This window comes from Liquorilactobacillus mali (genome assembly GCF_001437155.1).
Taxonomy (GTDB): Bacteria; Bacillota; Bacilli; order Lactobacillales; family Lactobacillaceae; genus Liquorilactobacillus; species Liquorilactobacillus mali_A.
On record NZ_JQAR01000020.1, the window covers coordinates 17,461 to 43,746 of the forward strand.

Below are 26,286 nucleotides of genomic sequence, written 5' to 3' on the forward strand. Positions count from 1 at the left end.
ATCGTTTTTTTGTATAGATCTGCCCCATAAATTAAAATTTTGTCTAATGTCCAGCTCTAGATAATTTATCAACATTCGCTCATAACCTACGCTTTGACATACCCATAAGCGATGTATTTACCATCAACTTGTTTCAAATAAACACCTTGTATTTCTGGATCAAAGCCTGGAAACTTAGTCATTGCGCCCAATAACGTCTGGAAATAGTCAATATCATCTTGTTCCCAATTTTCTCCGGGGGCAACAACAAATACACCTGGTGGATAAGGCAAAGCACCTTCAAGCGCCATTTTATTTTTAATTTGTGACAATTCGACTAGCTTTCCCTTATTACGTATGAATTCTAAGTCTGCTTCACTAGGAAGTTCTTCATACGATTGAAAAGAATGTTTAGCAAATAATTTCTTTTGTAATATAAAAGTCTGATGGTTCCTGTAATAATCATGCATCTCTTTGCACAACTGTTTCAGGGTGTAGCCATTGTATCTCCCATGGCTTTTTTCAACTATCTTGGGCAACACATCAACTAACGGTGCATTTTCCTCATACTTTTTCTCAAATTCAAGAAGCTTTTCCAACAACCGCTCTAACTCATACTCTCCGTCTCCGGGCGTCAGTAAAAAGAGTAATGAATTCAAATCTGCTTTGGCTGACATCACACGTTGTTCTGTCAGGAACGCATTGACGATCATTGCAGGTATCCCTGTTTGCTCGTAAACACCATGTTCAACATCCACTCCGGGTGTTTTAATTATCAACTTGAATGGATCTTGCATGACCTGTCCATCTTTTACCTGAGCAAAGCCATGCCATAGATCATCAGAGTTAAGCATCCAAGCATTTTTATCAGTGGCAAGATGCTCTGTTGCAACCTCGCTCCAATTCACAGTGGCAATCTTTTTAGGGACAAATGGAACAAACAGTTTTGAACTATCCAATAGTCGTTTACGCCATTTGATTCCTCGTATCAAAGTTTTACTCCATTCTTTTACAGCAAAGTTTCTTTCTGCCATATAAGCATTAACAGCAAGGGACGCATAGATAGGATACGAGTAGCTCGTAGTTACATATTTTAAATATGTATGGTTAAAATGTTTGTGATCTATATACCGCTCTTGCCCTTTTATATGACTGTCTTTCTTCAATATTTGCGATGATTGGGCGACTCCAGCCTGTTGCTTATGAACTGATTGTGTCACTAAGATACCAGGATCTTCCTGACCAAGATTACTTGTAAATACAGAGAGAGATTCCATTAATGGGACAAATTGCTCATATCCACCCCATGCGCAATCAAATAAAATATAATCACATAAAGGTCCTATCTTTTTTATAATTCTATGCGCATCATATATTATTCCATCATAAGTTTCTAACTGTATAACCGCCATCCTGAACGGACGTCTCTTCCTTGCTTTAGCAGGAGCAACTTTGCTAATTTCTTCTCTTAATTTCTCCTCATTGAGATATTCCTCATCCAGTGGACCAATCGCCCCTAGACCATTACGATCTGTGGGAATGTATACAGGAACTGCCCCAGTCATAATTAGTGCACTATTGTAAAGCGACTTATGGTTGTTCCTATCAAATAAGACTAGATCACCGGCAGTAAGAGCAGCCAATGAACAAATTGTATTTGCGGTTGTCGTTCCATTTGTAACAAAGTAAACCTTATCAGCATTGTATGCTTTTGCAGCCTGTTTTTGAGCATCAAGTGGTGTCCCCGCATGAGTCAATGTATCACCCAATTCTGTTACAGTATCGCTTACATCGGCCTGAAAAAAATTATCACCCATAAACTTTTTGAAGATTATTCCTGCAGGATGCAGTGAGTAGAATTTACCACCATGATGACCTGGTGTAGTAAAACTAACTGGTTTTTCCTTAGCATAACTCACTAAATCTTCGATAAACTTTGGAGTACTTTTTCTCTCGTACTCTTCTGCAATTGCTTCAATCTTCTCAATTTGCTGCATTTGCTTTTTATTTTCTATATCCACGTCAAAAATTGGTATTTTTAATCCGCTTTGAATCAGATTTTGTCTTACATCTTCTGGGATAGTCTCATCTTTTAACTTCACGATCTCTGCGATTTCAGCCATCTTTGTCTCGGAATTCAATGAAATTAAATTTCTAACATTGCCGCCTAAAAAGAACATTGTTTTTTGTGTTGCAGCGATCTTCAAAAAGCCCATTTTTTCGTCTCTTTCTTATTTTAATTTACTTTAATTCAACTACATAACCGTAAAATAAACAAGTTCAAAATTAATGTAATCCCACAAAGAACCTTAATTTTTATGTTTTAAAATTTATTGTTTTGCTAACTAACCGAAAATAAGTTTATAATAAACTTACCTTTTAACAATTCAGGAGATGACATATATGCTTGCAAAACTAGAAAAATGGCAACGTAATCTGATTGTCTTATGGATTGGCTGCTTTATTGCAGGCATTGGTTTTAGCGAAATTGCACCCTTTCTCTCCCTTTATGTCGGTGAACTTGGCAACTTCAGCAAAGGACAGTTAACTATTTATAGTGGCTTAACTTATGCGATTACTTTTCTCGTCGTTGCAGTAGTCTCACCCATTTGGGGTCGTTTGGCAGATCGGCGTGGTCGTAAACTCATGTTACTTCGATCTTCTCTCGGAATGGCAATCATAATCGCCGCCTGTGGTTTCGTCCACAACATCTGGTCATTATTGATTTTGCGCTTTCTTCAGGGACTGTGTGCAGGCTATATTCCTAACGCTTCTGCACTAATTGCAACCGAATCTCCGAAAGAAAAAAGTGGTTCTGTTTTAGGTATCCTGACTACAAGTTATGTCTCAGGTAACCTGATTGGTCCTGTCCTAGGAGGATTTCTTGCCCAAGTATTTTCAATTAGAATTACCTTTGTACTGACTGGAATACTTTTATTGATCGTTTTCTTCTTAAGTTTATTTTTTGTACATGAGAGCTTTATACCCGCTCCCAAGTCTAAAGAAAAAACAAAACATATTTCAACGCTTTCACAATTAAAAAATCCTAAAATAATTATTGTGCTTCTTTTTTCAACAATGATTATCCAAATGGGGAATAACTCAATCACACCAATCATTAGTCTATACGTCAAAGAGTTAATGCATAATGTCGGTCCAATCACTGTTGTGGCTGGGATAATTGCCGCTTTGCCTGGATTATCAACACTGATTGCTGCACCAAAGCTCGGTGAACTGGGTGATCGTAAAGGAAATCGCAAAATTCTTGTATTTGGTTTTTTGTTTGCCATTATTATGTACTTTCCCCAAGGATTAGTAACAAGTGTTTGGATGCTTGGTGTATTACGCTTCATGATCGGTATCTCAGATGGCGCACTTTTTCCAACAATTCAGACCATCCTATCAAAAGAATCACCTTCAAAGTTAACTGGGACTGTATTTAGCTGGAATCAATCTTTTCAAGCCCTTGGCAGTATGTTTGGTTCTCTCATCGGAGGAATTATTCCAAACTTTTTTGACTATAATGGTGTGTTCATTTTTACTGCCTTATCCTTATTAATAAACTTTCTTGTTGTTATTATTTTTTTACCTGAGCTTAGGCTCTCTTATAACAAGAATAAAAAATAACAAAAAAAGGTAGTTCGGCAATGTTACCGAACTATTTTTTGTTAATTAAAAATACCTTGATATAAAGTTGTAGCTACAATTGCTCCTACAATTGGTGCTATTACAGGTACCCAACTGTAAGAAAATTGTGAACTTCCTTTAAATCTAAATGGCCATATAGCATGTAAAAGCCTTGGGCCCAGATCTCTAGCAGGATTTAGTGCAGGGCCTGTTGGACCACCGAAGGAAACAACAAGACACATTACTAAGAATCCTAGTCCGATGAAATCTGCACGAGAATCGACCTTATCGGCCGTAATGCATAATGCACCAAATACTAACATAAACGTACCGATGAATTCATTGATAAATCCATTGAGTTTACTATTTGCAGCATCAATTGTCGAGAAAGTTCCCAGAATTGATTCTGGATTTTCAGTCTCATCGTAGTAAGGACTATAAGCCAGAATAATCAACAATTGCCCAAAAATTGCTCCTAACATTTGTGCAACAATATATGGCACAACTTCATGCCAAGGAAAACTCCCTACAACTGCTAAACCAATCGTCATTGCTGGATTAATTTGTGCTCCTGAAACGGTAGCAAACATTAGCGCTGGAATCATAACACCAATTCCGTAACCAAAACCAATTAAGACCCAACCACCATGAAAGCCTTTTGTCCCTTTTAGTTCAACGTTAGCTACCGAACCGTTGCCTAAAGCAACCATGATAGCTGTTCCCAAAAATTCTGCTATACAGCGTATAAATAAAGAATAATGCATCGAATTCTACCCCACTAAAATATTTAATTTTTCTTCTTCTGAAAGTTCTTGGTTCATACGTCCACTGACAAATCCTTGCAAATCGACCGTAACATATTTATAGCCGATTTTATTAAGTTTCTCAGTTATGGCTGTCTTCTTAGCAACTAAATTCACAATTTCTTTTTCAGGTACTTCAATTCTTGCCATATCTTCGTGAACTCTAACTCTAACAGTCATAAATCCTTGCTCTCTTAAATATTTTTCGGCAGCTAAAACACGACGTAATTTTTCACTCGTTAGTTCAGTATTATATGGGAAACGTGATGAGACAGAACATGAAGGAATTTTGTTCCAATTCTTTAATCCCATTTTTTGTGAAAGCTGACGAACTTCATTTTTATATATATCAGCTTGTTGCAAAACAGAAACAGCCCCTGCTTCATCTCTTGCACGAAGTCCTGGACGAAAATCAGCTGCATCATCCATAATCATTCCATCCAACACTACATCTGTATCAAATTTTTCAGCAATTTCCATTAACTTGGCATAAAAGATTTTTTTCATGTAGTACCATGAATTTGGCTTATTGTTTCTTACATGCTCATCTGCCAAATAGTCTAATTGCACACCTTTTACTTGTGCACCTAATTCTCCTGCCAACTTAATTGCCTTTTCATATTCTTCGTCTGAAAAAAGCTCAGAATTTGCTACTACTGCTAAGACATTCTCTTTACCAAGTGCATTGATTGCTTCTTTCAATACAAGAGTCGAATCAATTCCGCCTGAAAATCCAATCACAACTCGTTTGTAACTTGCCAAAATAGATTGTAATTTCTTTTCTTTTTCTGTTAATGTACTCATTTTAAAAAACTCCTTTTATGATTTAATTATTTTGTACAAACTCCATAATCCTATTTCTTAACTCTCTTACTGCCACTTTATTTTTTCTCGCTAAATCTACTAGTTCATCATGCTCCAGCGAGATTTTTGAAAAACCGTCATAGGATAAATATTTAACGTGAATATCACCGAATCTCGTCTTTACAGATTTAACACTACGCTGCATTATTTTTCTACTCATCAGTTGTTGTCTAACACCGATCGACGGCGTTTTTTCAAATAACATTTTCACCAACTCTTCACTCTTTGTCGGTGCTGCCAGCAAACAAAGCTTGTACGCTGGGCGTCCCTTCTTCATAATAATTGGTTCCGTCCATGCGTCTTTGACTCCTTCTTCGAGAAGTATCTGTGTTGCGTCAGATAACTCTTCGCCAGTAACGTCATCTAAATTGGTTTCTATCAACATTATTTGATCTTGCTCTTGTGTAACTCTTTGATTGCTCAACAAGGAATTACAAAGACATCCTCTTAACGCGTTCAAACTACCTGTTTCTCGTGTTCCAAAACCATATCCTACTTGTTCAACCACCAAGTTATCTGGAATTCCACCAAATGTATCCGTTACAAGCTTTATAATTCCAAAGCCTGTCGGGGTCACCAATTCCGTGAGCACATCTTCTCTTTGTCTAAAAGGTACTTCGCTATTTATTCTCATCTGCATTACTGCGGGAACAGGTACAGGCATTACCCCATGTGCTACCTTGATTGTTCCAGTTCCATCCACGAGTGTTCCACAAATAACCTTATCTATCTTCAACAACTCTAAACCAATAAAGAATCCTACTACATCAACAATTGAATCTATTGCTCCAACTTCATGGAAATGAATCTCATCAATTTTCTTGCCGTGTACCTGTGCCTCAGCCTTAGCAATTTCTTCAAAAACGGCACAAGCTGATTTTTTTACACTTTCACTCAGTGAAGAATCATTAATAATACTCTCAATCGTAGCTAAGTTTCTTCCATGATGATGAACTTTTTCAGCACCTTCATCAGTATGATGTCCTTTAAATTCTGCGCTCAATGTAACTTCAAATGAGTGCCCCTTGATCGCTGATTTAGCCGTTTTTGTCAAGGTTAATTCGTATCCGGTTACTTCTAATTTTGCCAATTCTTTCTTAAAATCTTCGAAGTTCAGCCCCAGATCAAATAGCGTACCCAACAGCATATTTCCACTTACTCCTGAAAAGGGATCAAGATATAAACTTTTCATTTTGCCGCCTCCGCTAAATGATTTATTTTACTTGCAGAATAACCAGCCCCAAAACCATTATCAATATTCACCACTGTAATGCCAGTTGCACAGCTATTTAACATTGTTAGTAATGCTGCCATTCCATTGAATGACGTCCCATAGCCAACACTAGTTGGAACTGCGATCACTGGAGAACTTACTAGTCCGCCTACAACAGAAGCTAGTGCCCCTTCCATTCCCGCAATCACGATAACTACCTGTGCAGCTCTAATCTCATCTATCCGTGCAAACAGTCTATGAATTCCAGCAACCCCGACATCATAGATTCTTACAACGCTATTGCCAAAAGCCTCCGCCGTAACTGCAGCTTCTTCAGCAATCTTCAAATCGGAAGTCCCAGCCGTAACAACAGCAATCTTACCGATTGTCTTAGCTACCGGATTTCTTTCCCACAATAGCATTTCAGAAACATTGTCGTAGTGCAGTTGTGGTAAGCTTTCTCTAACTTCTTTTGCTTTTTGGGGATTGACTCTTGTCACCAAAATGTTATTTTGTTGCTCTAACATTGCTTCAACAATTCCAATTATCTGCTCAGCCGTTTTACCCTCGCCATAGATGATTTCCGGAACACCGGTCCTTTTATTTCTTTCCGTATCAATCTTAGCGAATCCCAAATCGGTAAACCCAGAGTTATTAATAATCTCAGTCGCATCTTCCACACTTATTTGTTTTTCAGAAACAAGCTGAAATATTTGTCTTACCTTTTCCGCTTCCATACTATTTCTTACCTTTTACAATTACTCCAAGTCCATCAGGAATAACAACAACTTTTGCTTTTTCGCCTTCGCGTTCGTAAGCTCTTTTCATTGCTTCATCCAGTGAAGTTGCAAGTTCCATATGCATATTGGTAATTAACTCTGGATCAACAAGATCTGATACAAAAATAACATGATGATTTACTAAAATACGTGCCAGGATCTGTGATGTCCATTGATCTGGAACTGTCTCAAGTCGCGGTGTATTAATAGCTTTATCAAGAAACTCCTTAGGATCAGCAACATCAGCGATATTGTGATAGAAGCCTTCACCACCGTGTCCATCTCTGCAGCCCGCAACCATAATAATTGTTCCACCAATCTTATTAGTTGCTTCGGCTGCGGTCATGCCTTTGACTGCCTGATATATATTTTGGTCTAAAGGATAACCACCATTTGTCGAAATAGTAATGTCAGATTCAATTGCGTCAACCTCTGATAATGATTCCACAAACTCTGTTCCTTTTTTGTGTGCCTTTTCTAGGTCGCCTGCGAATGAACCAATAATCTTTTTATCTTCATCAAGCACAACATTTAAGATAAATGCTAATTTTACTGTTTTAGCAGCATAAACCATGTCTTCATGAATTAGATTATGATTTAAGTTTCCAGTTCTTGAATGTTTATCGTTGATAAATTCACCTGAATGATTTGCCATAATTGTTTTATATGATGAAATACCAGGCAAAACGGCTTTTCTTCCGCCAGAGAAACCAGCAAAAAAGTGTGACTCAATAAAACCTTCTGAAATTAATAAATCCGCCTCTGTTGCGACTTTATTAATGATGAGATCCCCACCTGAAGGCAACTTGCCAACCTTAACCATGTCTTCATCACGTTCAGAAAAATGCATCACAATTTCTTCATTATCAACAATTTCCTTGCCATATTTGTTGATTAATTCTTCCGTTGTTGAAGGCCTATGGAATCCAGTTGCGACTAAAATTCTAATCCTTGCGTCTGGAGCGGCTGAACGAATTCTACGCAATAGAATTGGCGTAATTATTTTTGAAGGAACTGGACGTGTATGGTCAGAAGAAATAATTACAATATTCTTTTTGCCTTTTGCCAATTCTTCTAATTTTGGAGAAGCTGTTGGATTATCCAGCGATCGTTCCACCAACTCTTTTTCTGAATATTTTGCATGATATGTGGCTGCCTCGGAAACTAAGGATCCTGCAAAATTTTGTTCATCTATTTTTGCAGTAACCGTTCCACGATCATAAGGAAGCTTTATCTCAACCATCTAAACTTCATCTTCTTTCTTTTTTGTTCATAAATAATAGTAACTGCTATGTTTATATCTTTTCTTGTCAATAAATATTGTTTGAAAACATTATTCAAGTGTATGTTCTTTAAACATTACCAATTGATAAGATGATATGATAAAATTAGGAGTATTATCTAAATCAAGAAATAAGTTTTACATAATGAGAGGATAAACAATGACTAATAAGATAACTAATAAAATGACTAATAAAGATATAGACTACCTTGTGAAATTCTTAAAGGATAAACAAATTTCAACTATTACCAAGGATTATCACACTTATTTGACCTTTCATGGATTAAAGGCAGCAAGCGTATTCATACTTAAAGAAGGTATCATTAAGACTTCAGTAATTTTACAAGATGGCAGGGAATTTAATATTTCATATATTAACCAACCCGATGTAATATCCTTATTGCATGATGAGGCTTTGCAATATGATGAACAGCCCTTTAACGTGCGTATCGAATCACCCACTGCAACTTTTTATCAGATAAATCGTGTAAAATTTTGGAAATATGTTAATAATAATTCGCAACTCCAAAACTATGTAAAACAATATTATCGTCATAGATTGTCAGAGAACTTTTCACGCTTGCAGCGACTGACAATGAATGGCAAACTAGGTGCTTTGGCTAGCTTTCTAAGAGACTTAGTACTAAAATTTGGTCTCAAATTACCGAATAGTTCAAAAATATTAATTAATTTTGATGTTACCAACGAAGATATTGCTGGTTTTTGTGGCATTGCAACTTATGCAAGTGTTAGCAGAATGATGAAAAAACTTAAAGAGGAAGGCGTGATTGAATTTACGAACAGTGGTGAATTCAGTAAACGTAGAATTGTTGTCCGCAACGTACAAAAATTGGATGATTATATTGCCTATTAAACAGACTTATTGAACTATATATTTAGCACAACAGTGACCTTTTCTAAACATAGTCTGACAAACTATGTGATAGAATTAATTGATTGAAATCATTCTGTAGAATCTTATCATCATCAAAATATTGTAAGGACTGTTTTTATGAGTAAAAAAATCTATTACACAAACAGCCAACTGCAGCCTGTAGATGAAAAAAAACTGATTGCTTTGGCCTCAAAATATGATAATGCTTTTATATTTCAAACTCCTGAAGGTCTCAGGCTCTATTCATTTGGCTCCCTTTCGCAAATAACTCCTGGCGGCCAAGAAAATCAGTTTACTGCTGTTTCTCACTGGAAAGATCATTTACATTCACTGCTCACTCCTATAAATGCGAATGTCCCTCCACAGGTTGTTGGAGGGTTTAGTTTTTCATCCAAACAAACTGGTAAATCAGTCTGGGGTAATTTAACAAACGGTTATTTCTTTTTACCAAAATATATAGTTATCATTGAAAATAATAACTTCACACTTATAACTAGCAGCTTTAATAAAAGCGAGATCATACAAGAAAAGATTGCTTTTATTTCTCAGTTGTCTGTCATTTCTATATCAAATCGACAATTGAATAATATAATAGTGGCGAAGAAAGAACTTAATGTAGATAAATGGGCAGCTGCCGTTGCAAAAACAACCAAACTTATCAAAGAAAACGATTTAAAAAAAGTTGTCCTTGCACGGAACTTGCAAATTGAATTAGCCCACGAACCCGAGCTTTGCTTGCTGTGGCAAAGGCTTCAGCTTACACAGCCTAATACTTATCATATTCTTTTAAAACAAAAGGAATTGCTCTTTCTTAGCGCAACTCCAGAGCGTTTCGCCAAGTTTGGTGCCGCTTATTTTGAAACCGCTGCAGTTGCTGGAACAACTCGTCGTGGAGGTACTGCATTAGAAGACAAACAATTAGGGAACATACTCCTTGCGGATAAAAAAAATCGCAGCGAGCAACAATTTGTCGTCAACGAAATTAATAGCAGTTTGAAAAAAGCTGGTTTAGTTACCCATCATCCCATGGAACCGATCTTACTCAAAAACAAAAATGTGCAACATCTTTTTACTCCTATCAAAGGAACCGGTTCCTATGACTTATTTTCTTTATTGAACAACCTGCACCCTACTCCTGCGTTAGGAGGACTACCACGAAAAAAAGCATTACTGCAGATTGATAAAATAGAGCCCTTTACCCGCGGACTGTTTGGGGCACCCATTGGTCATATTTCGTTTGACGGTACTGGCGAACTAGCGGTCGGGATTCGTTCTGGTATTATAAGCGGTACTACAGCATTCTTATTTGCAGGTGCTGGAATCGTTGCCGACTCAGTACCCGAGACTGAAGTTGCAGAGACCAGAATGAAATTTAATCCAATCTTGAATATTTTAAAGGAAGATAATGAATGAAACAAAATGAAACTTTAACAAACCACATCTCACTTATTCTAAACGGATTGTTGCTTCAAGGACTCACAACAGCCGTAATTGCACCAGGGTCACGTTCAACTCCCTTTGCCTTGGCATTAGCACAGTTAGCACGTGAACAAAAAATTCAACTCTTTGTTGATGTTGATGAGCGATCGGCTGCTTTTTTTGCCTTAGGAATTGCAAAGAAAACTAACAAACCTGTTTTAATAGTATGTACTTCGGGAACTGCCGCGGCAAATTTTTATCCTGCAGTCTGTGAAGCCGCAATTTCACATGTCCCATTGCTTGTACTAACCACTGATCGTCCACCTGAACTCACAAAAATTGCTGCACCTCAAGCACTTGACCAAGATCATTTTTTTGGTAACCAAGTTAAGGACTTTTTTGAACTCCCATTACCTGAAACTAATCAGAGCTCACAAGACTATACTAATTATGTCGTTCAAAAAAGTTTTCAAGTTGCACAAAGTAATCCTGCGGGTCCTGTTCATCTTAATCAGCCTTTGCGCAAACCTTTGATGCCTGAATTACCAATCAAATTCGATCAAGACCAACAGAAATATGCTTTGCTTCCAAGCACTCCTGCCTTGCCCACTAATCTGATTACAGAACTGCATGCTTCACTACAGAAGAAGCGAGGAATAATTCTGGCTGGGCCAAACCAGCGTACAACTTCTAATACTGCTATGCTTGAATGGGCAAAAAAAAGCGGTTGGCCGATACTAGCTGATCCTTTAAGTCAATTACGTGGCCCTTCTAGGCCTAATGTTATTACTTGTTATGATTCTTTATTGAAAACCAAATCAGATAAATTAACTGACTTGACCCCAGAAGTTATTATTAGAACTGGTCAAACATTTGTTGCAGCCTCATTAGCTTTATTTTTAAAAGAAAGTCATGCTACAATTTACTCACTTGATGAAGGAAACAAACTCAATGACTATACAAAGACTGCGACATTTTCGTTAGACATATCACCAGAGGCTTTCTTTAATCAACTCCCACCTGTCAGCGTACATGGTGAATGGTTACACAAGTGGTCCACACTTGAAAAAGCATATACCTCTATCAACAAAATCGATCCTACTAGTACATTGAATGAACTGGATGTCGTCAGAGTAATTTCAGCAACCAAGAACAAAGAGCGTAATTTGTTTATCAGTAATTCAATGCCAATTCGTGATGTCGATAGTGTTTTCCAGCCTTCGACTTTCCTTCGTGTTTTCTGTAATCGTGGGGCAAATGGCATTGATGGTGTTGTATCAACAGCTTTGGGAATCAGCACAAAATCCACTGATAATCTTTTATTAATTGGCGATTTAGCCTTTTTTCACGACATGAATGGCTTAATGATGGCAAAGAAATATCATTTAAAAATAAAAATTATTGTTATCAATAATAATGGTGGTGGCATATTTTCATTCCTTCCTCAGGCGGGAAGTCCAGGCTTCGAAGATGTCTTTGGGACACCACTCGATATTGATATTGAGCAAGTAGCTAGTCTATACCACGCACAATATTCATTAGTTACGACTGTAACCGACTTGAAAGAACATTTGAGTACACCTGCGCATACACTCGAAATCATTGAAGTAAAGACTAATAGAAAAGATAATGTTGCCCTTCGTCAGGAATTAGTTGATCGATTTGCAAGGCAAATTGCAAAGGAGCTTTAATAATGTTTTTTAAAACCAAGTTTTCGAAATATTACTACACAGTATTCAAAAATGGGTCTGCACCATTTTGTTGGTTGCTTCTGCATGGCTTTATGGGATCGCACAGAGAATATCTTAATATTGCAAAAAAACTTCCTGGAATGATTATTATTCCTGACTTATTGGGACATGGACAATCTGAAAGTACTGGAAATATTGAATGTTTTTCCATTGAACAACAAGCCGATGATTTGGCCACATTATCCAGACAAATTACTAATCAAAAAGTCAATGTTTGGGGCTATTCAATGGGTGGTCGACTAGCACTTGCTCTAGCATTCAGGCACCCTAATATTGTGAATCATCTCTACCTAGAAAGCAGCACTGCTGGAATTAAGGACAATTCTGCTCGCAAGGCTAGGATTGCTAACGATCAGCGCTTAGCTCTCAAACTGCAACAAGACAGCCTTGTCAATTTTGTAAATTTCTGGGAAAATCTTCCCCTCTTCAGTAGTCAAAAATGTTTGCCTTCCAAAGTCCAAGCATTTGTACGTACACAACGCCTGCAACAATCTAGCGCTGGTTTATCTAAAAGCCTTCTGGGGATGGGAACTGGCAAAATGCCTAATTACTGGGATGAACTGCCTTCATTGCAGACTATCACTACCCTTTTTGCCGGTGAATTTGATTTTAAATTCAGCAGCATTACACACGATATGCAACTTCTTATTCCTAATTCTGAACGCTTTGTCATATCAGGTGTTGGTCATAATATTCACCTAGAAAATCCTAATGAAATTTTGGCAATAATACGCAAGAAGGAATGTATATGAAAATTATAAAGATGCACTTGCTCCCAATAAAACTCCAGTTAAAGAAACCCTTTATCAGTAATCACGAAACAATTTCAGAACGGGAAATCACAGTTATTGGATTAAAAAATGATGCAGGTATCTGGGGCTACGGCGAACTTGAAGCTTTTTCTGCACCCTACTACACGCCAGAAACTCAAGAATCGGCTCGTTTAATTATTAGGAAAGTAATCGGTCCTTTATTAAAAAACATTCAAATCAACCAACCAGAAGAAATAACAATTATTTTTAACAACATTGCGGGAAATCAGATGGCAAAGGCTGCAGTTGAAACAGCCATATGGGATCTTTTTGCAAAAACTCAAAAGAAAACATTAGCTGAACTAATCGCACAGAAAATGAATACTACGTATCGTCAAAATGTCCCAGTGGGGATCAGTATCGGGGCTAAATCTTCTCTTGTAGATCTAAAAAATACGATCATTTCCGCAAATGCTCAAGGTTACCGGCGAATCAAGATCAAAGTGACTTCATCTGAAGAACTTGATATTATAAAAAGAATATTGCAAGAATTTCCAGATCTAACTTTCATGATTGATGCAAACTCAAGTTTCAGCTTAAAAACAACCACCAAATTTGCTGAACTTGCCGCACCTAATCTAGTAATGATTGAACAGCCTTTGCGAACCACTGATTTTGTTGACCATTCCAGACTTCAATCAAGAATCAAAACCCGACTTTGTCTTGATGAAAATATATTTTCACTGGATGATGTAAAAACAGCATGTATGCTTAAAAGTGCCCAAGCAATAAATTTAAAAATTGCTCGCGTTGGCGGAATAACAAACGCATTGGCAATAATAAACTTTTGCTGGGAACACAAACTCTTGGTATGGTGTGGTGGCATGCTCGAAGCTGGTATTGGTCGTGCAACTAATCTAGCAATTGCAAGCCTGACCGGATTAAACTTCCCTGGTGATATTTCAGCATCTTCTCGCTACTATTTTAAGGATGTTATAACGTCTGAGTTCATACTTGAACACGGCATGCTCTCAGTTCCGGACGAATTAGGTATCGGAGTTGTCCTCAATTCCAAGTACCAAAAGGCACTTCAAAATACAGTTTCTCTTCTATAATTTTTTAATCTTTAAAAAAAACTAGAATTATCGTCACAAATAATTCACATTTTTACTCTACAATTCATTACATACCCTAGTAATATATCTTTTTCTTTTCCCTTGTTGTAAGAGCTGATAACTCATACAACAAATGATATCTATGTCTTTGACGCTCCCCCAAGTGTTAGAAATTTCTAGATATCATAGCGGACACAGTCATTGTTGATTGTGTCTTTTTTTATTATTTTACCAAGTATAATCAATAACTAGATTCTCTTATTTCTGTTATAATTTACGTAGTATAATTATTAGTTATCTAGACTTAGAGTTTACATGATGTTGAATTAAAAACTATTTAGCGTATAATAAGTGTATAATATGATAAGTAATGTTAATAAATAAAAAGCAGATTAAAAATCTAAGGAGCATACAGCATGACTAAATCCATTAAAATCCTGACTGACTCTTCAATTCAACTCACGGATGAAGAATTGAAAGAATACTCGATTAATATTATTCCTTTGTCCATTGAGATTGACGGAAAAACATTCATAGATGGTGAAAACATCTCGCGCCAAGAACTTATTGATCATCTGCGTGCTGGAAGATTTCCCAAAACCAGCCAACCAGCCCTAGGAAAGTTTGTGGAAATGTATGATGAGCTTGGTGCAGACGGCAGCTCAGTTCTTGCAATTATGATTTCTGATGTTTTAAGTGGTACTTGTGCAACTGCACAAACCGCTGCTGGTATGACAGATACTGAAGTAACTGTTATTAACAGCAAATCTACAGATCGTGGTCTGGCGTATCAGGTAATTGCAGCAGCAAAAGATGTGGCTGCTGGAAAAAGTATTGAGGAAATTAAAGAACATTGTCTAGAAATCCATAAACGTACTAAAATCAGTGTTTTGATTGATAATTTAGATTGTTTGGTAAAAGGTGGGCGTGTAAGTCGTTTAGCTGGTACCCTGACGAAACTAATCAACCTCAAAGTTATTGTTGAGTTGGGTGATAAAAGCCTTGATCCTGTTGTAAAAGGAAGAAGCAAAAAAACCTTCGTTAAATTCTGCGAAGAACTTGCCAAGCGTCACATTGATAATCCAATCATTGACTTATCTCTTTCGCATGTCGATCCAGAACCTGAATTTTTAGAAAGACTAAAGAAAACAATATTGGGTGAAAATAGCCATGTTCCATCTTTGATAAGACTGACAAGCCCAATAATCATGACTCATACAGGATTAAATGCTATTGGCGTGATTACCCTATCAGAAAAAGAAGATCTTTAAAAATCAGTCGATCATTTCATTTACTCACATTTTTAGTTATTTGAAGTCATGGATAATTTCGAGTTATGAAACATGTTTATATAGAATAAATAAAGGAGCTGGGTCAAAATATAACTTTTGGCTCTGCTCCTTGTATTTATTCACAAAAGATTCAAAATCACCCCGACCAGCTATTCTAATGCAGATTTGTGTACATTTTCACTTTTCTTTACAATCACATTCATCTTGTATATACTTACATTGTGAAAGCGAATTCATTAAATATGGAGGGATAATAATGATAAAATGGCTACGCAGTTCAAATGTAAGCAGTATTTTATTAGCAATTATTAGAATTTATTTAGGTGTCCTGTGGCTAATGACCGGAATTGAAAAAGTCGGCAATTTTTCTGCGGAAAAATTTATATCTGCAGCAATTAAGACGCCTGTACTTGATCCAACAGGCCATTCTGCATACGGTTGGTTTACCTCAATTCTGGAAAATTTCGTTGCTCCAAATATTGGTGTTTTTAATTTTCTAGTAGTTTGGGGCGAAATATTCATTGGTCTTGGTTTAATTTTTGGTGCATTTACCACAACAGCAACATTCTTTGCACTTATGATGAACTTCAGCTATATATTGGCTGGAAGTATCTCAGTTAATCCTAAATATATTTTCCTCGAATTTATAATTATCATTGCTGGTTACAATGCTGGAAAAATTGGGTTAGATCGCTTCATCATCCCGTTTATCCGCGAAAAAGCTCCTTTTCTCAAGAATTCGGTCGAAAACTATTGATTCTATAACAGCTAATTATTGTAAATTAGTTTACTGATAAATACTTGTAAATTTGTTCAGTAATTTCTAGTGGTGAATGATTATCTGTGTTTATACACAAATTAGCGCATTTTTGATAAAAGGGCATTCTTTTAAACTGCAGCTCCGCTAATTGTTCTACTGACATTTGATTTACAAGTGGTCTTTCTTTGCTCTTACCCACTCGTTCTAAAATCGTATTTGTTGAGGCTTCTAGCAGTATCACAGGTGCCTTTGTTGCTTGTAGTATTTCTAAGTTTTGCATACTAATTGGAGTTCCTCCACCTGTTGAGAGGACTCCATTTTTTTTCAATTGATTCAATAAGATTTGGTGTTCTAATTCACGAAATTTTTTCTCACCATAGTTTGAGAAAAATTCTGGTATTGTTTGTCCAGCATTTTCAACAATTTCTTGATCTAGGTCTGTGTGTGGCACCAATAAAGTCTTAGCTAGCATCCTTCCTATTGTTGTCTTCCCACTTCCCATAAAACCAATCAAGATAGCATCCATCTTCTATTCCCCCTTAACAATCTGGTATCCCTGACTCGAAAGTATTCTTTTTGCTTTCTCATAATCAATTTCTTTCATAAACGTCAGCTGTAAAATACCATCAATTTCTTCTCGGATCTCTAAAATCTGCAAATTAACTAAATTAATTTTATTGCATGCTAACAACTGCGTTACTCTTGCAATTGCACCAACTTTATCTGGTATGTTAACAAATAAATCATAGAAATCTGGTAAGATATATTTTTTTTGGTTACTCAATTTATCACGACTATTCTTAGCTTGAAAGAATAAATTATAAAGATTTTCTTGGTTGCCATTTTTTAAATCATCTTGGACTTCAGAAAGCTGCTGCTGGTACTTTGCTAATTGAGTCGTGAGTATCGTTGTATTCGTTTTTAAAATCGCACTCCACATGTCTGGATCAGAAGAAGCAATTCTAGTAATTGATTTAAAGCCCCCGGCTGCCATCTTCATCCCCAATGGAGAATCTGCAAATTCATCTTGCGTTCGGTTTACCAAAGTTGCTGCAATGATATGCGGTAAATGGCTGATTTGTCCCACTAATTTGTCATGTGTGCTGGCATCTACTTCAAACCACTTAACATTTGTTTCTTGCAACAATAACTGTAGCTTTTCTATCTGCTTATCTTTTGCCTTTGGTGCGACCAAAAAATAGAACGCATTCTCAAATAAATCGGCTCTTCCAGCCGTAACACCAGTTTTATGCGATCCAGCCATTGGATGACCACCAATAAAAGTTACATTTGGTTGAATCAACTCTTTAGCCGCTTTTAAAACTGTTTGTTTTGTACTTCCCACATCTGTAACGATTGCATCCTTTTTTAACTGCATTTTGCTTAGTTCATGCAATGTAGTGACAATTTGATCCACGGGAGTTGCTAAAATAATAATATCGGCTGTTTTTACGGCCGCCAAATTTCCCGCAGCTCTATCAATTATTTTATTTGCAATTGCATAGTCCAACGTATCTTTATCTTTATCAGCCGCAGTTATCACTATTTCTTCATTCTTTTTTTTAATTGCTCGTGCAAGTGAACTACCAATTAAGCCGAGCCCATTGATAAAAACTTCCGTCGTACTCATTGCATCAACTCCTTCTCAATAGAGATTTTAAATCTGTAAAAAAAGATGGATATGAAACTGCAATAGCTGCAGCATCATTAAGATACAACTCCTGGTCTGTTCGCAAAGCAGCAACTGCCAGCATCATACCAATACGGTGATCTCCATGACTATTCAGTTCATTTGTATTTATTTTCCAGTTTTTTCTTCCATGAATTATCATTCCATCTGATAATTCAGTAATCAATACCCCCAATTTACCTAATTCTTGGGTGACCGTTGCAATACGATCCGTTTCTTTTACACGTAATTCAGCCGCTCCTCTTATTTCACTTACCCCATCGGCACACGCTGCCAGTAAGGCCACAAGTGGTAACTCGTCAATCAATGCTGGAATATCGTTTTCTGTTATTCTAATTGGGGTCAGATTACTTGTGCTAATCTCAATATCTCCATAACACTCATCTGTGTTTTCCTTGTAAACAACTTTGAAATTTGCTCCCATTCGTTTTAAAACTTTTAAAATACCAGTTCTCGTCGGATTCAAACTGACATTTTTCAAAAGTACTTTTGAATTGGGCACAATTGCCGCGGCCACTAAAAAAAACGCAGCCGATGATATATCTCCGGGAACATTGACTACTTGTCCCCTTAAATTATTGATAGGTTTTATGTTGATCGTTTTTTGATCACTTTCAGTTGTGAGATCTGCTCCAAATTTACGCAGCATGAGTTCAGTATGATTTCTCGTTGGCAACTTTTCAATTACTGTCGTTGGGTTATCGGCTTGCAATGCAGCAAAAATAACAGCACTTTTGACTTGTGCACTGGCTACCTGTAACTGTATATCAATTCCGTGAATTTTACTCCCCTTAATGACCGCTGGGAGAGTTCCAAGCTTTGTTGTTTCAATTTTGGCACCCATTTTAGAAAGTGGAACAGCAACTCTGTTCATCGGCCTTTTGGATAGAGATTCGTCTCCCCTCAAATTGCTAGTGAAGTTCGTGCCCGCAAGTAACCCCATTAGCAGTCTAGTTGTAGTTCCCGAATTTCCCATTTCAAGTGGTTGTTCAGGAGCCTTGAAGCCCCCAAATCCCACTCCATGTACAATTACTTGTGTTGTACTTTCTTCAATTGCCACTCCTAATTGCCGAAGTGCATCTAAAGTGCTGCGGCAATCCTGTGACCATAAAAAATGATTAATGATTGTCTGTCCTTCACTTATTGCACCTATCATCAATGCTCTGTGTGAAATGCTTTTATCTCCAGGAACATCAATCGTTCCATGTAGTCCCCCCGTACGAAAGGCATCTAACTTAATTTTTTCCATTATTATGGCTACTCCTTAATAATCTGATATACTACCCAAACCATCTGTGGACTGAATTTTTTTAAAATAATTTCATTTTCTCTTAAATGAATATTTTTAGTATTAGTAAGTACATATTGTCCATCTTCTAAATACTCTTGATAGGCAAGGTACTTGCTCTTTGCACATCTTATTTCAGCAGGTTCAACAACCTGTCTCAATAAATCGGCTAATGCAGCGTGAGTATAGGCTATCCCGCTATTGCATCTGCTATTTTTCAGCAATACAAGTGGTGATATTTCAAATATGAAACTTGTAATTAATTTTAAACGTTCAATATTGCGATAGTGGAAGTCTCCCCAGTCAACACCTAATTCTTTAGACTTAAAAGCCGCGGGAATCACAATATATTCGCCTTGATATTTTGACATTTGGGCTATTATTTTTTCAAAACTCGTATGCAGCTCAATTTCAACACTTTGATTCATTAGATGTTGGTTAACATAATATTTTGTTGCCGCATAGCTATCAGTTTGTTTTGGGCCAAGCGTGTGTATTCGCAAGTTAGCCTCCTCTTAAAAAATTTTAAAACTCTCGAACTTCTTTCCGATAATCAGCAATTTGCTTTTTTAAACGCTCAATATTGCTTCCCTCAAAAGTAGCTAGGATTTCCTTAGCTAATTCAATTGCAACCACACTCTCGATGACAATTGAAGCTGGTACGATTGCCGTTGTATCGGAGCGCTCAACGTTAGCCTTTTGTTGCAGATGTGTCTCGACATTAACGGTTTGTAGTGCCTTGTATAAGGTTGGTATTGGCTTCATTGCAGCAAAGACCACCACAGGCATTCCATTAGTCATTCCACCTTCAAATCCTCCCAAGTTATCGCTTGTTCGTGTAAATCCTGCATCTTGGTCCCAATCAATCGGATCCATAACCTGACTCCCAAATTGACCAGCAACTTCAAATCCGTCTCCAATAGAAACACCCTTCATTGCATTTACTCCCATAACTGCTGCTGCTAATTTTGCATCCAACTTAGTGTTCCATCCTGTGTAACTTCCTAATCCCGCAGGTAAATTATTCACAACTACCCTAATAATTCCTCCAAGAGTATCGCCATTCTTTTTAGTCCTATCTATCAATTCATGAATTTCAGCTACTTTTTGATTATCAATAATTCGTAAGTCGTTTTGTAAAATCTTCTCCATAATTTCTGCCGAGTCAGTTGGACGTCCTCCTAAAGCTTTAACTGATCCAATCTGCTCTACGTACCCAACAATACCGATATCCAATTGATTCAAAAGCTGCTTACAAATTGCACCTATTGCTACACGCATTGCCGTCTCTCGTGCAGAAGATCGCTCTAAAACATTACGTAAGTCACGGTGTCCATACTTCATCCCACCAATTAAATCTGCATGTCCTGGACGTGGTCTTGTAACTTTTCTTAGTGTATTTTGTTCTGTCTCAACACTAATTGGATCCATAATTTTAGACCAATGAGCATGGTCAATATTATTAATCATCAATGCAATTGGTGAGCCTAGAGTTTTTTGATGGCGTACACCACCTACAATTTGAATAGTATCATGCTCGATTTTTTGACGATTTCCTCTTCCGTAACCACCTTGTCTAGCCGATAATTGCTGATTAATCTGATCTATATCAAGTACCACTCCTGCTGGAAACCCTTCTAGTATCCCTGTTAATTGTGGGCCATGTGATTCACCAGCTGTTAGATAATTCATTATTGAAAGCCTCCTTTAGTTTGTTAAATCATCTTTCTCGAAGTCCTCTGCCTCATATGTTCGTGAGTTCTTCATAATATGCCGATAGACATCTTGCAAGTATGGTGTCAAGTTCTCATTTGAACTCTGTACTGAAATTCTATTAAGCACTGCTTCCTCACGTTTTTCATCTAAAAATGCTTGCTGATTGAAAAATTTTATTTTTCCAACTACTTTAACTTCTTTAAAACGATATTCAAGTAACTTAATTACCAAATAATCAATTAACGTAATCTTTTTCCTAGCCTGTTCGAGATTAGTCTCAGATCCTAAAAACATACGGGCACCCACAGAAAGCACGAGGCCCACCAATGCAATCAACAAATCAAATTCCAATACTGACCTAATACTGTTCTTTGAAAGCCATCCAGTAATTAACGGAATTGAAAAAGATGCTAGACTACCAAAGGTAAAGAAAACTCCGGTAATTAGGCCTTTATGCTTTGAGAATACTTTCAAGAATAGATTTAATCCTGTCTGCATAATGCCGCCTGCAGCACTCATTCCGAACACCAAAGATGCAATACTAATCAGTAAACTATTATTGGTAAAATTAACCACTAACAGACTTATTAGGCTCAATGCATTTAACGAAATTAAAAGTATCGTTTCAGAAATATGCTTTCGCAACAGTAAGAAAACGATAACAACTCCTGTAATTGAACCTATACTGTATAGAGAAAGCAACAAATGTGCCTGCAAATTGCTAAAGTGCAGCTGTTTTTCAGCATATAAGCTAATCCATTGTGTGTATAGAATCATCAGAGCCATCGAACTGTACCCGTAAAGAGAGAGTACAACCGCTAAACCCTTTCTCCGCCAAGCTGGGAGATGAGCAAATAATTGCTGTTGAGTTTCTTGATTAAGATTTTTCTCTGGAAATTTCACTGGAAACAAAATTATTGCATTCAAAACTAAGATAATAGCAGCAAGTACAAAAGACCAGCCAAACCATAATTTGTTGACCTCTAGAAAAGAGACACCTAAAGGCAAGATAAATTCTCCTGCTGACATAAAAGCTTTAATCAAAATATTTGAAGCTCCATTATTGGTACCCATTTCAATAAATACAGGGTACGTCCCTGAATCAAGTGCTGAGTTGGCAATTCCTGCCAAAATTGCCAACAGATATGCGGACATCACGTCTTTAACTAGCAACATCCCGATAAAGAAAATAAAGTAACTACCAATTCCGATATAAATAAAACTCTTTCTTCCGTACCGATCAGCTAGACTACCAAGTAACAGGTACGCTGCTAGGCGCCCAATGCCAACACCAGAAATAACGTATGAAACAACTGCTAAGGGCTGGCCCCATAGTCTACCAAGTTCCTGCATGTTTTGGGCTAAGATTATCAAACCTATACCGTGAACAAAATAGTTAAGATATAACCCAACTGTTAGCCTCTTTCGTTTACTTGCCTCCATAATGTTCATCCTCCTTTGTAATAAAAAACTAAAATAAAAAACCAGCTAGATTTTTTTATCTAGCTGGTTTGCTTCAACCGATTATTCAACAAAGAATTCAGTCATATCACCAGCTAGACTACTACACGTCTAGCCGGCAAAAAATGACCTTGCGCACCCAGACACGGACGTCCCGTCCGTGCCACGAAACACGAACGTTACCTAAAGTAAGCAAAGCCATAATAATATGAACTTGAGAGTTTCGTATGAATACACATTTAATAGATCCTTTCTTTGTTTTATTTATTTTATATTAAAACACCTTACAAATTAAAAGTCAATTGTTTATTTTTCTTTGAATTAAAAATTTCAGTCTGGTCGAGACAGCCTTCTCTGTTCCGATATTATAAATTCTTTATTAAATAAAACTACGTAACCAGATTATACTTTTTCTAGTTTTGTAACAGCTTTTTTCGTAGTTTGCTGTCCACTGCATAGATATATAGACCCTTTCTTGCACGAGTTAATAAAACATTTAAGGCATTCAGTATTAATCGCTCTTTAGCTGCTTTGATATTTGTGTCCAAGTGTTTTATCCCATTAAAAGCAGCTTGATCTTCATAAAATTCTGAGCGAACAACAATTTTGTCCAATTGTTCATCATATCCCAGACTTGGTCCAAGAATTATACCAGCATAATTCAAATCAAAACCTTGGATTGTATAAACAGACCCAACCTCATCAATAGTATCCGCTCTTTCGGCCCATGCCAAAGATTCTTGTGGCTTGCTTCTATCCCAACGTAGGCTCAGATTCCCCGCCTTTACAAAATAATCATTTCCATCTAAGCGATATGGAAAATCGTACGTCGCTAACAATCTACTAAGTCCCTCAGTTTTCTCATGGACTTTTACTAATTCATACATTTCTTTTGCATCATTCATTATGCGAAAATCAAATTTTTGTTTTGCTGGTAAATGACTGATTTTCTTGCTGCAAAAATCACTGATCCAATTCTGCACATCAACGTTTGCTTCTATCCTAAACTGCTTCTGCAAATGTCTGATTTTGACATTGTCTTCACCTAAAATTGCTGCTAATTTTTGCTTTGACCAATAGCTTTTGGCTTTTAATACTTGTTTATTGTCAAATATCAGTATAACTATTCTTGCATACTTTAGAATTTCTTGCAGTTGATTTTCCTGATAAAAATGATTATATGCATCTTTTTTCGTCAACAATAAGTGTGCTTCGTCAATAATTACAATATCAACTTGTTCAGCACTTTTATGAATCCTATTGATAAAAGATGTTGGTCTATCAAAATTCTTTTTTAATAATATCGGAGATTCCCCTGCTACTCTTTTATAGAACTTCAACATTTCTGGATGATTAACTAGTACATAATTTTTAGTTTTACTAAAAATTGAGCTTTTATCCTTACAAGCTGCTTGAATTTCATTAAACAAAGCTGTAACTAATACACTTTTACCAGTTCCAGCTCGTCCACCGATCACAAATATACCTTTCTGTCTTGCCTCAATCTTACTCTTCACAAAATTCAGTGCTTCATTTTTAATTTCTTCCTGCTCGCAACTTAACTTACGCACAGGCCAAGTCATATCTAATTTTCCCTTATTCTCTCTTACCATTTAATACTCACTCCTAGCTAACCAATACGAGTGCAAAGACTTTATTTCCATCATAACTGTGCTCCTTTAAATCTTTTTAAAGCCTTTCTTCACATTTTCTTCACATTTCAAGCATAATATTGCACTTGTAACCTGATATAAAAACAACTTTTCATTTACTCCCCCTATATAAGTAAATGAAGTGATTTTTAATCACGTAACCTTTTCTCCGTATGTTTAGGCATACGGAGTTTTTTGTGTAAAGAACAAGTATAGCAGTACTAAAACACAACCCTACAAAAAACTGATCTGTTTAATACAGACCGAATAAAAAAGGAGTTATGCTCAGCAAGTGACCTCGCACAACTCCCATTTTACTATTATTTTCTAGTAACTACTAATCTGACTTTCGGTATTAACATTTACGATGTATGCACCCTTATTGAGTTTGGCAAGCATCGCGATTAAAACTGATCTCGGTACCGAAACACACCCCGCTGTCGAACCACCAGTTGAGACATGTACGAAAAAGCCGGAACCAGCACCCTTTACAACAGGATTAGTATTATAATTAATGACTATCCCATACTCATATTGCGTTGGATAACTCAGTAAATGCTCACTTGGAGCCTTAGCATAGCTTCTTTCTTGCCATGTATTATAAGCTGAATCGTTTACATCCTCAATCCAATAAGAGCGACTATCTGATTGTCGATAGGATAGACCAGTACTTACACTCGCATGGCTTCCAAATGCCGTGCCAAGTGTGTACGCTCCTTGAGGAGTCTTTCCAGCCCCTTCATACGTCTTCCCTAGCCCGTTATACCCAACGTGCCCAGCAGACGTAGCTATTACTTGAGACCATATTCCATTTGTATCTTTTTGATAAAGATATACATTTGCTGTCTTCTTATAGTTGGCAACAGTAACAATTGTTTGCTTCGTTTTTTGTGCGAAATTTGCTTCAGCTAATTGCAAGGAAATATTTGAAATACTTAAAGCTCCGCTTGCGGTGTTTAATGAATAAGTGATCCCATTGATTTTTTGGCGACCATACAACATTTGCCCAGCGGCATTATAGTAAACAATTTTATTCTGATTTTTGATTAATTGAAAACCTGTCTTCATTGCCCCAGTTGCTGAGTCAAAGTAATACCACTTGCCGTTAATATGTTGCTGTCCATATTGTAACTGTCCATTTGCAGCATAGTAGACCGTTTTGCGTTGGTTTTGAATATATTTAAAACCTGTCGTAACTGCACCTGTGTTATCATTTAGATAGTACCACTTGCCACCAATATACTGTTGTCCATACAGCATTTTACCATTTGCTGCATAGTAGACTGTCTTTTTCTGAGCAGCTATATACTTCCATCCAGTTACAACACCACCTGTATTATCATCAAAATAATACCATGAACCATTGATATGTTGCTGCCCATACAGCATTTTACCATCTGTAGCATAATAGACAGTCTTTTTCTGAGCAGCTATATACTTCCATCCAGTTACAACATTGCCGGTACTATCATCAAAGTAATACCATGAACCATTGATATATTTTTGACCACGCAATGAATGATCTTTATTAAGTTGTTGTGTTACAGCAACATTAACTGAAGAGGAGCTACTTGCCTTTACAGTTGTTGTACAATTCAAGACAAAAAAACCAAAAAGAAAAAAAGACATATAAATTAAACCGCTCAACAACCTATCCCAGCATTTCCCTTTATTCTTCAATTAAATTCATCCTCTTTTTTAAGTTAACTATTACTCACAATATAATTTAATTAGAAAGCATACTTTCCTAGTTTCAATTTTCTTTTCATTACTGTATCTTAATCATCATTATCTTGGCTCAATCTTCATAAATAATTTTAACAACATATTCCCCATTATGCTAGTAAATTTCACCTAAAAAAAAAAATTCATACCATTGTACAATGTTTTCTCGAGAGCGTAAAATATCTTGTGTAAATGCATAAAAGATTTCTGAATTGTATAGAAA

General features: G+C 36.7%; 22 protein-coding genes. 8 read left to right on the forward strand and 14 right to left on the reverse strand.

Annotated elements, in window-relative coordinates:
* Nucleotides 1-86 precede the first annotated feature (86 nt).
* Complete coding sequence (locus tag IV36_RS08605; protein ID WP_056991721.1) at nt 87-2,195, reverse strand: putative ornithine decarboxylase; 2,109 nt, start codon at nt 2,193-2,195, stop codon at nt 87-89.
* Between the two features lie 187 nt (nt 2,196-2,382).
* On the opposite strand from IV36_RS08605, the gene IV36_RS08610 reads away from it, so the two are divergent.
* Nucleotides 2,383-3,606, forward strand: coding sequence for an MFS transporter (locus IV36_RS08610; RefSeq protein WP_156648652.1), 1,224 nt, complete (start codon nt 2,383-2,385; stop codon nt 3,604-3,606).
* Between the two features lie 41 nt (nt 3,607-3,647).
* On the opposite strand, the gene IV36_RS08615 is transcribed toward IV36_RS08610, so the two are convergent.
* From IV36_RS08615 to larA, 5 genes are read right to left on the reverse strand one after another with little or no spacing between them, the layout of a single operon-like run.
* On the reverse strand, nt 3,648-4,370 hold the full coding sequence (locus tag IV36_RS08615; RefSeq protein WP_010077923.1) for an MIP/aquaporin family protein: 723 nt from the start codon (nt 4,368-4,370) through the stop codon (nt 3,648-3,650).
* 6 nt (nt 4,371-4,376) lie between these two features.
* Nucleotides 4,377-5,213 (reverse strand): ATP-dependent sacrificial sulfur transferase LarE, encoded by an 837-nt coding sequence (larE, locus tag IV36_RS08620; RefSeq protein WP_056991723.1) that lies wholly within the window; start codon nt 5,211-5,213, stop codon nt 4,377-4,379.
* A gap of 22 nt (nt 5,214-5,235) precedes the next feature.
* Nucleotides 5,236-6,465 (reverse strand): nickel pincer cofactor biosynthesis protein LarC, encoded by a 1,230-nt coding sequence (gene larC, locus IV36_RS08625; RefSeq protein WP_056991724.1) that lies wholly within the window; start codon nt 6,463-6,465, stop codon nt 5,236-5,238.
* Entirely contained in the window at nt 6,462-7,223 is a 762-nt protein-coding gene (larB, locus tag IV36_RS08630) for a nickel pincer cofactor biosynthesis protein LarB (protein ID WP_056991725.1), read from the reverse strand. The genes larC and larB overlap by 4 nt, the downstream gene beginning before the upstream one ends.
* 1 nt (nt 7,224) lies before the next feature.
* Nucleotides 7,225-8,508: a nickel-dependent lactate racemase gene (larA, locus tag IV36_RS08635; protein ID WP_056991726.1), complete on the reverse strand. Its 1,284-nt coding sequence runs from the start codon at nt 8,506-8,508 to the stop codon at nt 7,225-7,227.
* Between the two features lie 223 nt (nt 8,509-8,731).
* Between larA and IV36_RS08640 the strand changes: the two genes are divergently transcribed.
* The 7 genes from IV36_RS08640 (at nt 8,732) to IV36_RS08670 (ending at nt 16,528) form a co-directional block, all read left to right on the forward strand.
* The gene (locus tag IV36_RS08640; RefSeq protein WP_056991751.1) at nt 8,732-9,421 is read left to right on the forward strand and encodes a Crp/Fnr family transcriptional regulator; all 690 of its coding nucleotides are present in this window, start codon (nt 8,732-8,734) and stop codon (nt 9,419-9,421) included.
* Between the two features lie 138 nt (nt 9,422-9,559).
* The gene (locus IV36_RS08645; protein WP_056991727.1) at nt 9,560-10,855 is read left to right on the forward strand and encodes an isochorismate synthase; all 1,296 of its coding nucleotides are present in this window, start codon (nt 9,560-9,562) and stop codon (nt 10,853-10,855) included.
* Nucleotides 10,852-12,552, forward strand: coding sequence for a 2-succinyl-5-enolpyruvyl-6-hydroxy-3-cyclohexene-1-carboxylic-acid synthase (gene menD, locus IV36_RS08650; protein ID WP_056991728.1), 1,701 nt, complete (start codon nt 10,852-10,854; stop codon nt 12,550-12,552). Before IV36_RS08645 ends, menD begins: the two co-directional genes overlap by 4 nt.
* A 2-nt stretch (nt 12,553-12,554) precedes the next feature.
* Nucleotides 12,555-13,364 carry a 2-succinyl-6-hydroxy-2,4-cyclohexadiene-1-carboxylate synthase gene (gene menH, locus IV36_RS08655; RefSeq protein ID WP_056991729.1) on the forward strand — a complete coding sequence of 270 codons (810 nt, stop codon included), beginning with the start codon at nt 12,555-12,557 and terminating at the stop codon, nt 13,362-13,364.
* Nucleotides 13,361-14,479: an o-succinylbenzoate synthase gene (gene menC, locus IV36_RS08660; RefSeq protein WP_162261586.1), complete on the forward strand. Its 1,119-nt coding sequence runs from the start codon at nt 13,361-13,363 to the stop codon at nt 14,477-14,479. Before menH ends, menC begins: the two co-directional genes overlap by 4 nt.
* Before the next feature lie 416 nt (nt 14,480-14,895).
* Nucleotides 14,896-15,750: a DegV family protein gene (locus IV36_RS08665; RefSeq protein WP_056991732.1), complete on the forward strand. Its 855-nt coding sequence runs from the start codon at nt 14,896-14,898 to the stop codon at nt 15,748-15,750.
* A 277-nt stretch (nt 15,751-16,027) separates the two neighbouring features.
* Nucleotides 16,028-16,528 (forward strand): DoxX family membrane protein, encoded by a 501-nt coding sequence (locus IV36_RS08670; protein ID WP_056991735.1) that lies wholly within the window; start codon nt 16,028-16,030, stop codon nt 16,526-16,528.
* Between the two features lie 25 nt (nt 16,529-16,553).
* On the opposite strand, the gene IV36_RS08675 is transcribed toward IV36_RS08670, so the two are convergent.
* The 8 genes from IV36_RS08675 to IV36_RS08710 all read right to left on the reverse strand — a co-directional run bounded on the left by IV36_RS08675 (nt 16,554) and on the right by IV36_RS08710 (nt 26,018).
* Nucleotides 16,554-17,057, reverse strand: a complete 504-nt coding sequence (locus tag IV36_RS08675; RefSeq protein ID WP_056991737.1) for a shikimate kinase — start codon at nt 17,055-17,057, stop codon at nt 16,554-16,556.
* Between the two features lie 3 nt (nt 17,058-17,060).
* Nucleotides 17,061-18,161, reverse strand: coding sequence for a prephenate dehydrogenase (locus tag IV36_RS08680; protein WP_056991740.1), 1,101 nt, complete (start codon nt 18,159-18,161; stop codon nt 17,061-17,063).
* Between the two features lie 4 nt (nt 18,162-18,165).
* Nucleotides 18,166-19,470, reverse strand: coding sequence for a 3-phosphoshikimate 1-carboxyvinyltransferase (aroA, locus tag IV36_RS08685; RefSeq protein WP_056991741.1), 1,305 nt, complete (start codon nt 19,468-19,470; stop codon nt 18,166-18,168).
* Between the two features lie 8 nt (nt 19,471-19,478).
* Nucleotides 19,479-20,012: a hypothetical protein gene (locus tag IV36_RS08690; RefSeq protein WP_010077938.1), complete on the reverse strand. Its 534-nt coding sequence runs from the start codon at nt 20,010-20,012 to the stop codon at nt 19,479-19,481.
* A gap of 22 nt (nt 20,013-20,034) precedes the next feature.
* Nucleotides 20,035-21,204 (reverse strand): chorismate synthase, encoded by a 1,170-nt coding sequence (gene aroC, locus IV36_RS08695; protein ID WP_056991743.1) that lies wholly within the window; start codon nt 21,202-21,204, stop codon nt 20,035-20,037.
* A gap of 12 nt (nt 21,205-21,216) precedes the next feature.
* Nucleotides 21,217-22,668 (reverse strand): MFS transporter, encoded by a 1,452-nt coding sequence (locus IV36_RS08700; RefSeq protein WP_056991745.1) that lies wholly within the window; start codon nt 22,666-22,668, stop codon nt 21,217-21,219.
* Nucleotides 22,669-23,099: 431 nt separating this feature from the next.
* On the reverse strand, nt 23,100-24,299 hold the full coding sequence (locus tag IV36_RS08705; RefSeq protein WP_056991747.1) for a DUF2075 domain-containing protein: 1,200 nt from the start codon (nt 24,297-24,299) through the stop codon (nt 23,100-23,102).
* Between the two features lie 366 nt (nt 24,300-24,665).
* On the reverse strand, nt 24,666-26,018 hold the full coding sequence (locus IV36_RS08710) for a L,D-transpeptidase family protein (RefSeq protein ID WP_056991749.1): 1,353 nt from the start codon (nt 26,016-26,018) through the stop codon (nt 24,666-24,668).
* Nucleotides 26,019-26,286: the final 268 nt, after the last annotated feature.

What these genes read in the sequence shown, in the direction of transcription:
- IV36_RS08605 (WP_056991721.1), bottom strand. Translation starts at nt 2,195, where the DNA reads ATGGGCTTTTTGAAGATCGCTGCAACACAAAAAACAATGTTCTTTTTA.
- IV36_RS08610 (WP_156648652.1), top strand. Translation starts at nt 2,383, where the DNA reads ATGCTTGCAAAACTAGAAAAATGGCAACGTAATCTGATTGTCTTATGG.
- IV36_RS08615 (WP_010077923.1), bottom strand. Translation starts at nt 4,370, where the DNA reads ATGCATTATTCTTTATTTATACGCTGTATAGCAGAATTTTTGGGAACA.
- larE (WP_056991723.1), bottom strand. Translation starts at nt 5,213, where the DNA reads ATGAGTACATTAACAGAAAAAGAAAAGAAATTACAATCTATTTTGGCA.
- larC (WP_056991724.1), bottom strand. Translation starts at nt 6,465, where the DNA reads ATGAAAAGTTTATATCTTGATCCCTTTTCAGGAGTAAGTGGAAATATG.
- larB (WP_056991725.1), bottom strand. Translation starts at nt 7,223, where the DNA reads ATGGAAGCGGAAAAGGTAAGACAAATATTTCAGCTTGTTTCTGAAAAA.
- larA (WP_056991726.1), bottom strand. Translation starts at nt 8,508, where the DNA reads ATGGTTGAGATAAAGCTTCCTTATGATCGTGGAACGGTTACTGCAAAA.
- IV36_RS08640 (WP_056991751.1), top strand. Translation starts at nt 8,732, where the DNA reads ATGACTAATAAAGATATAGACTACCTTGTGAAATTCTTAAAGGATAAA.
- IV36_RS08645 (WP_056991727.1), top strand. Translation starts at nt 9,560, where the DNA reads ATGAGTAAAAAAATCTATTACACAAACAGCCAACTGCAGCCTGTAGAT.
- menD (WP_056991728.1), top strand. Translation starts at nt 10,852, where the DNA reads ATGAAACAAAATGAAACTTTAACAAACCACATCTCACTTATTCTAAAC.
- menH (WP_056991729.1), top strand. Translation starts at nt 12,555, where the DNA reads ATGTTTTTTAAAACCAAGTTTTCGAAATATTACTACACAGTATTCAAA.
- menC (WP_162261586.1), top strand. Translation starts at nt 13,361, where the DNA reads ATGAAAATTATAAAGATGCACTTGCTCCCAATAAAACTCCAGTTAAAG.
- IV36_RS08665 (WP_056991732.1), top strand. Translation starts at nt 14,896, where the DNA reads ATGACTAAATCCATTAAAATCCTGACTGACTCTTCAATTCAACTCACG.
- IV36_RS08670 (WP_056991735.1), top strand. Translation starts at nt 16,028, where the DNA reads ATGATAAAATGGCTACGCAGTTCAAATGTAAGCAGTATTTTATTAGCA.
- IV36_RS08675 (WP_056991737.1), bottom strand. Translation starts at nt 17,057, where the DNA reads ATGGATGCTATCTTGATTGGTTTTATGGGAAGTGGGAAGACAACAATA.
- IV36_RS08680 (WP_056991740.1), bottom strand. Translation starts at nt 18,161, where the DNA reads ATGAGTACGACGGAAGTTTTTATCAATGGGCTCGGCTTAATTGGTAGT.
- aroA (WP_056991741.1), bottom strand. Translation starts at nt 19,470, where the DNA reads ATGGAAAAAATTAAGTTAGATGCCTTTCGTACGGGGGGACTACATGGA.
- IV36_RS08700 (WP_056991745.1), bottom strand. Translation starts at nt 22,668, where the DNA reads ATGGAGGCAAGTAAACGAAAGAGGCTAACAGTTGGGTTATATCTTAAC.
- IV36_RS08705 (WP_056991747.1), bottom strand. Translation starts at nt 24,299, where the DNA reads ATGGTAAGAGAGAATAAGGGAAAATTAGATATGACTTGGCCTGTGCGT.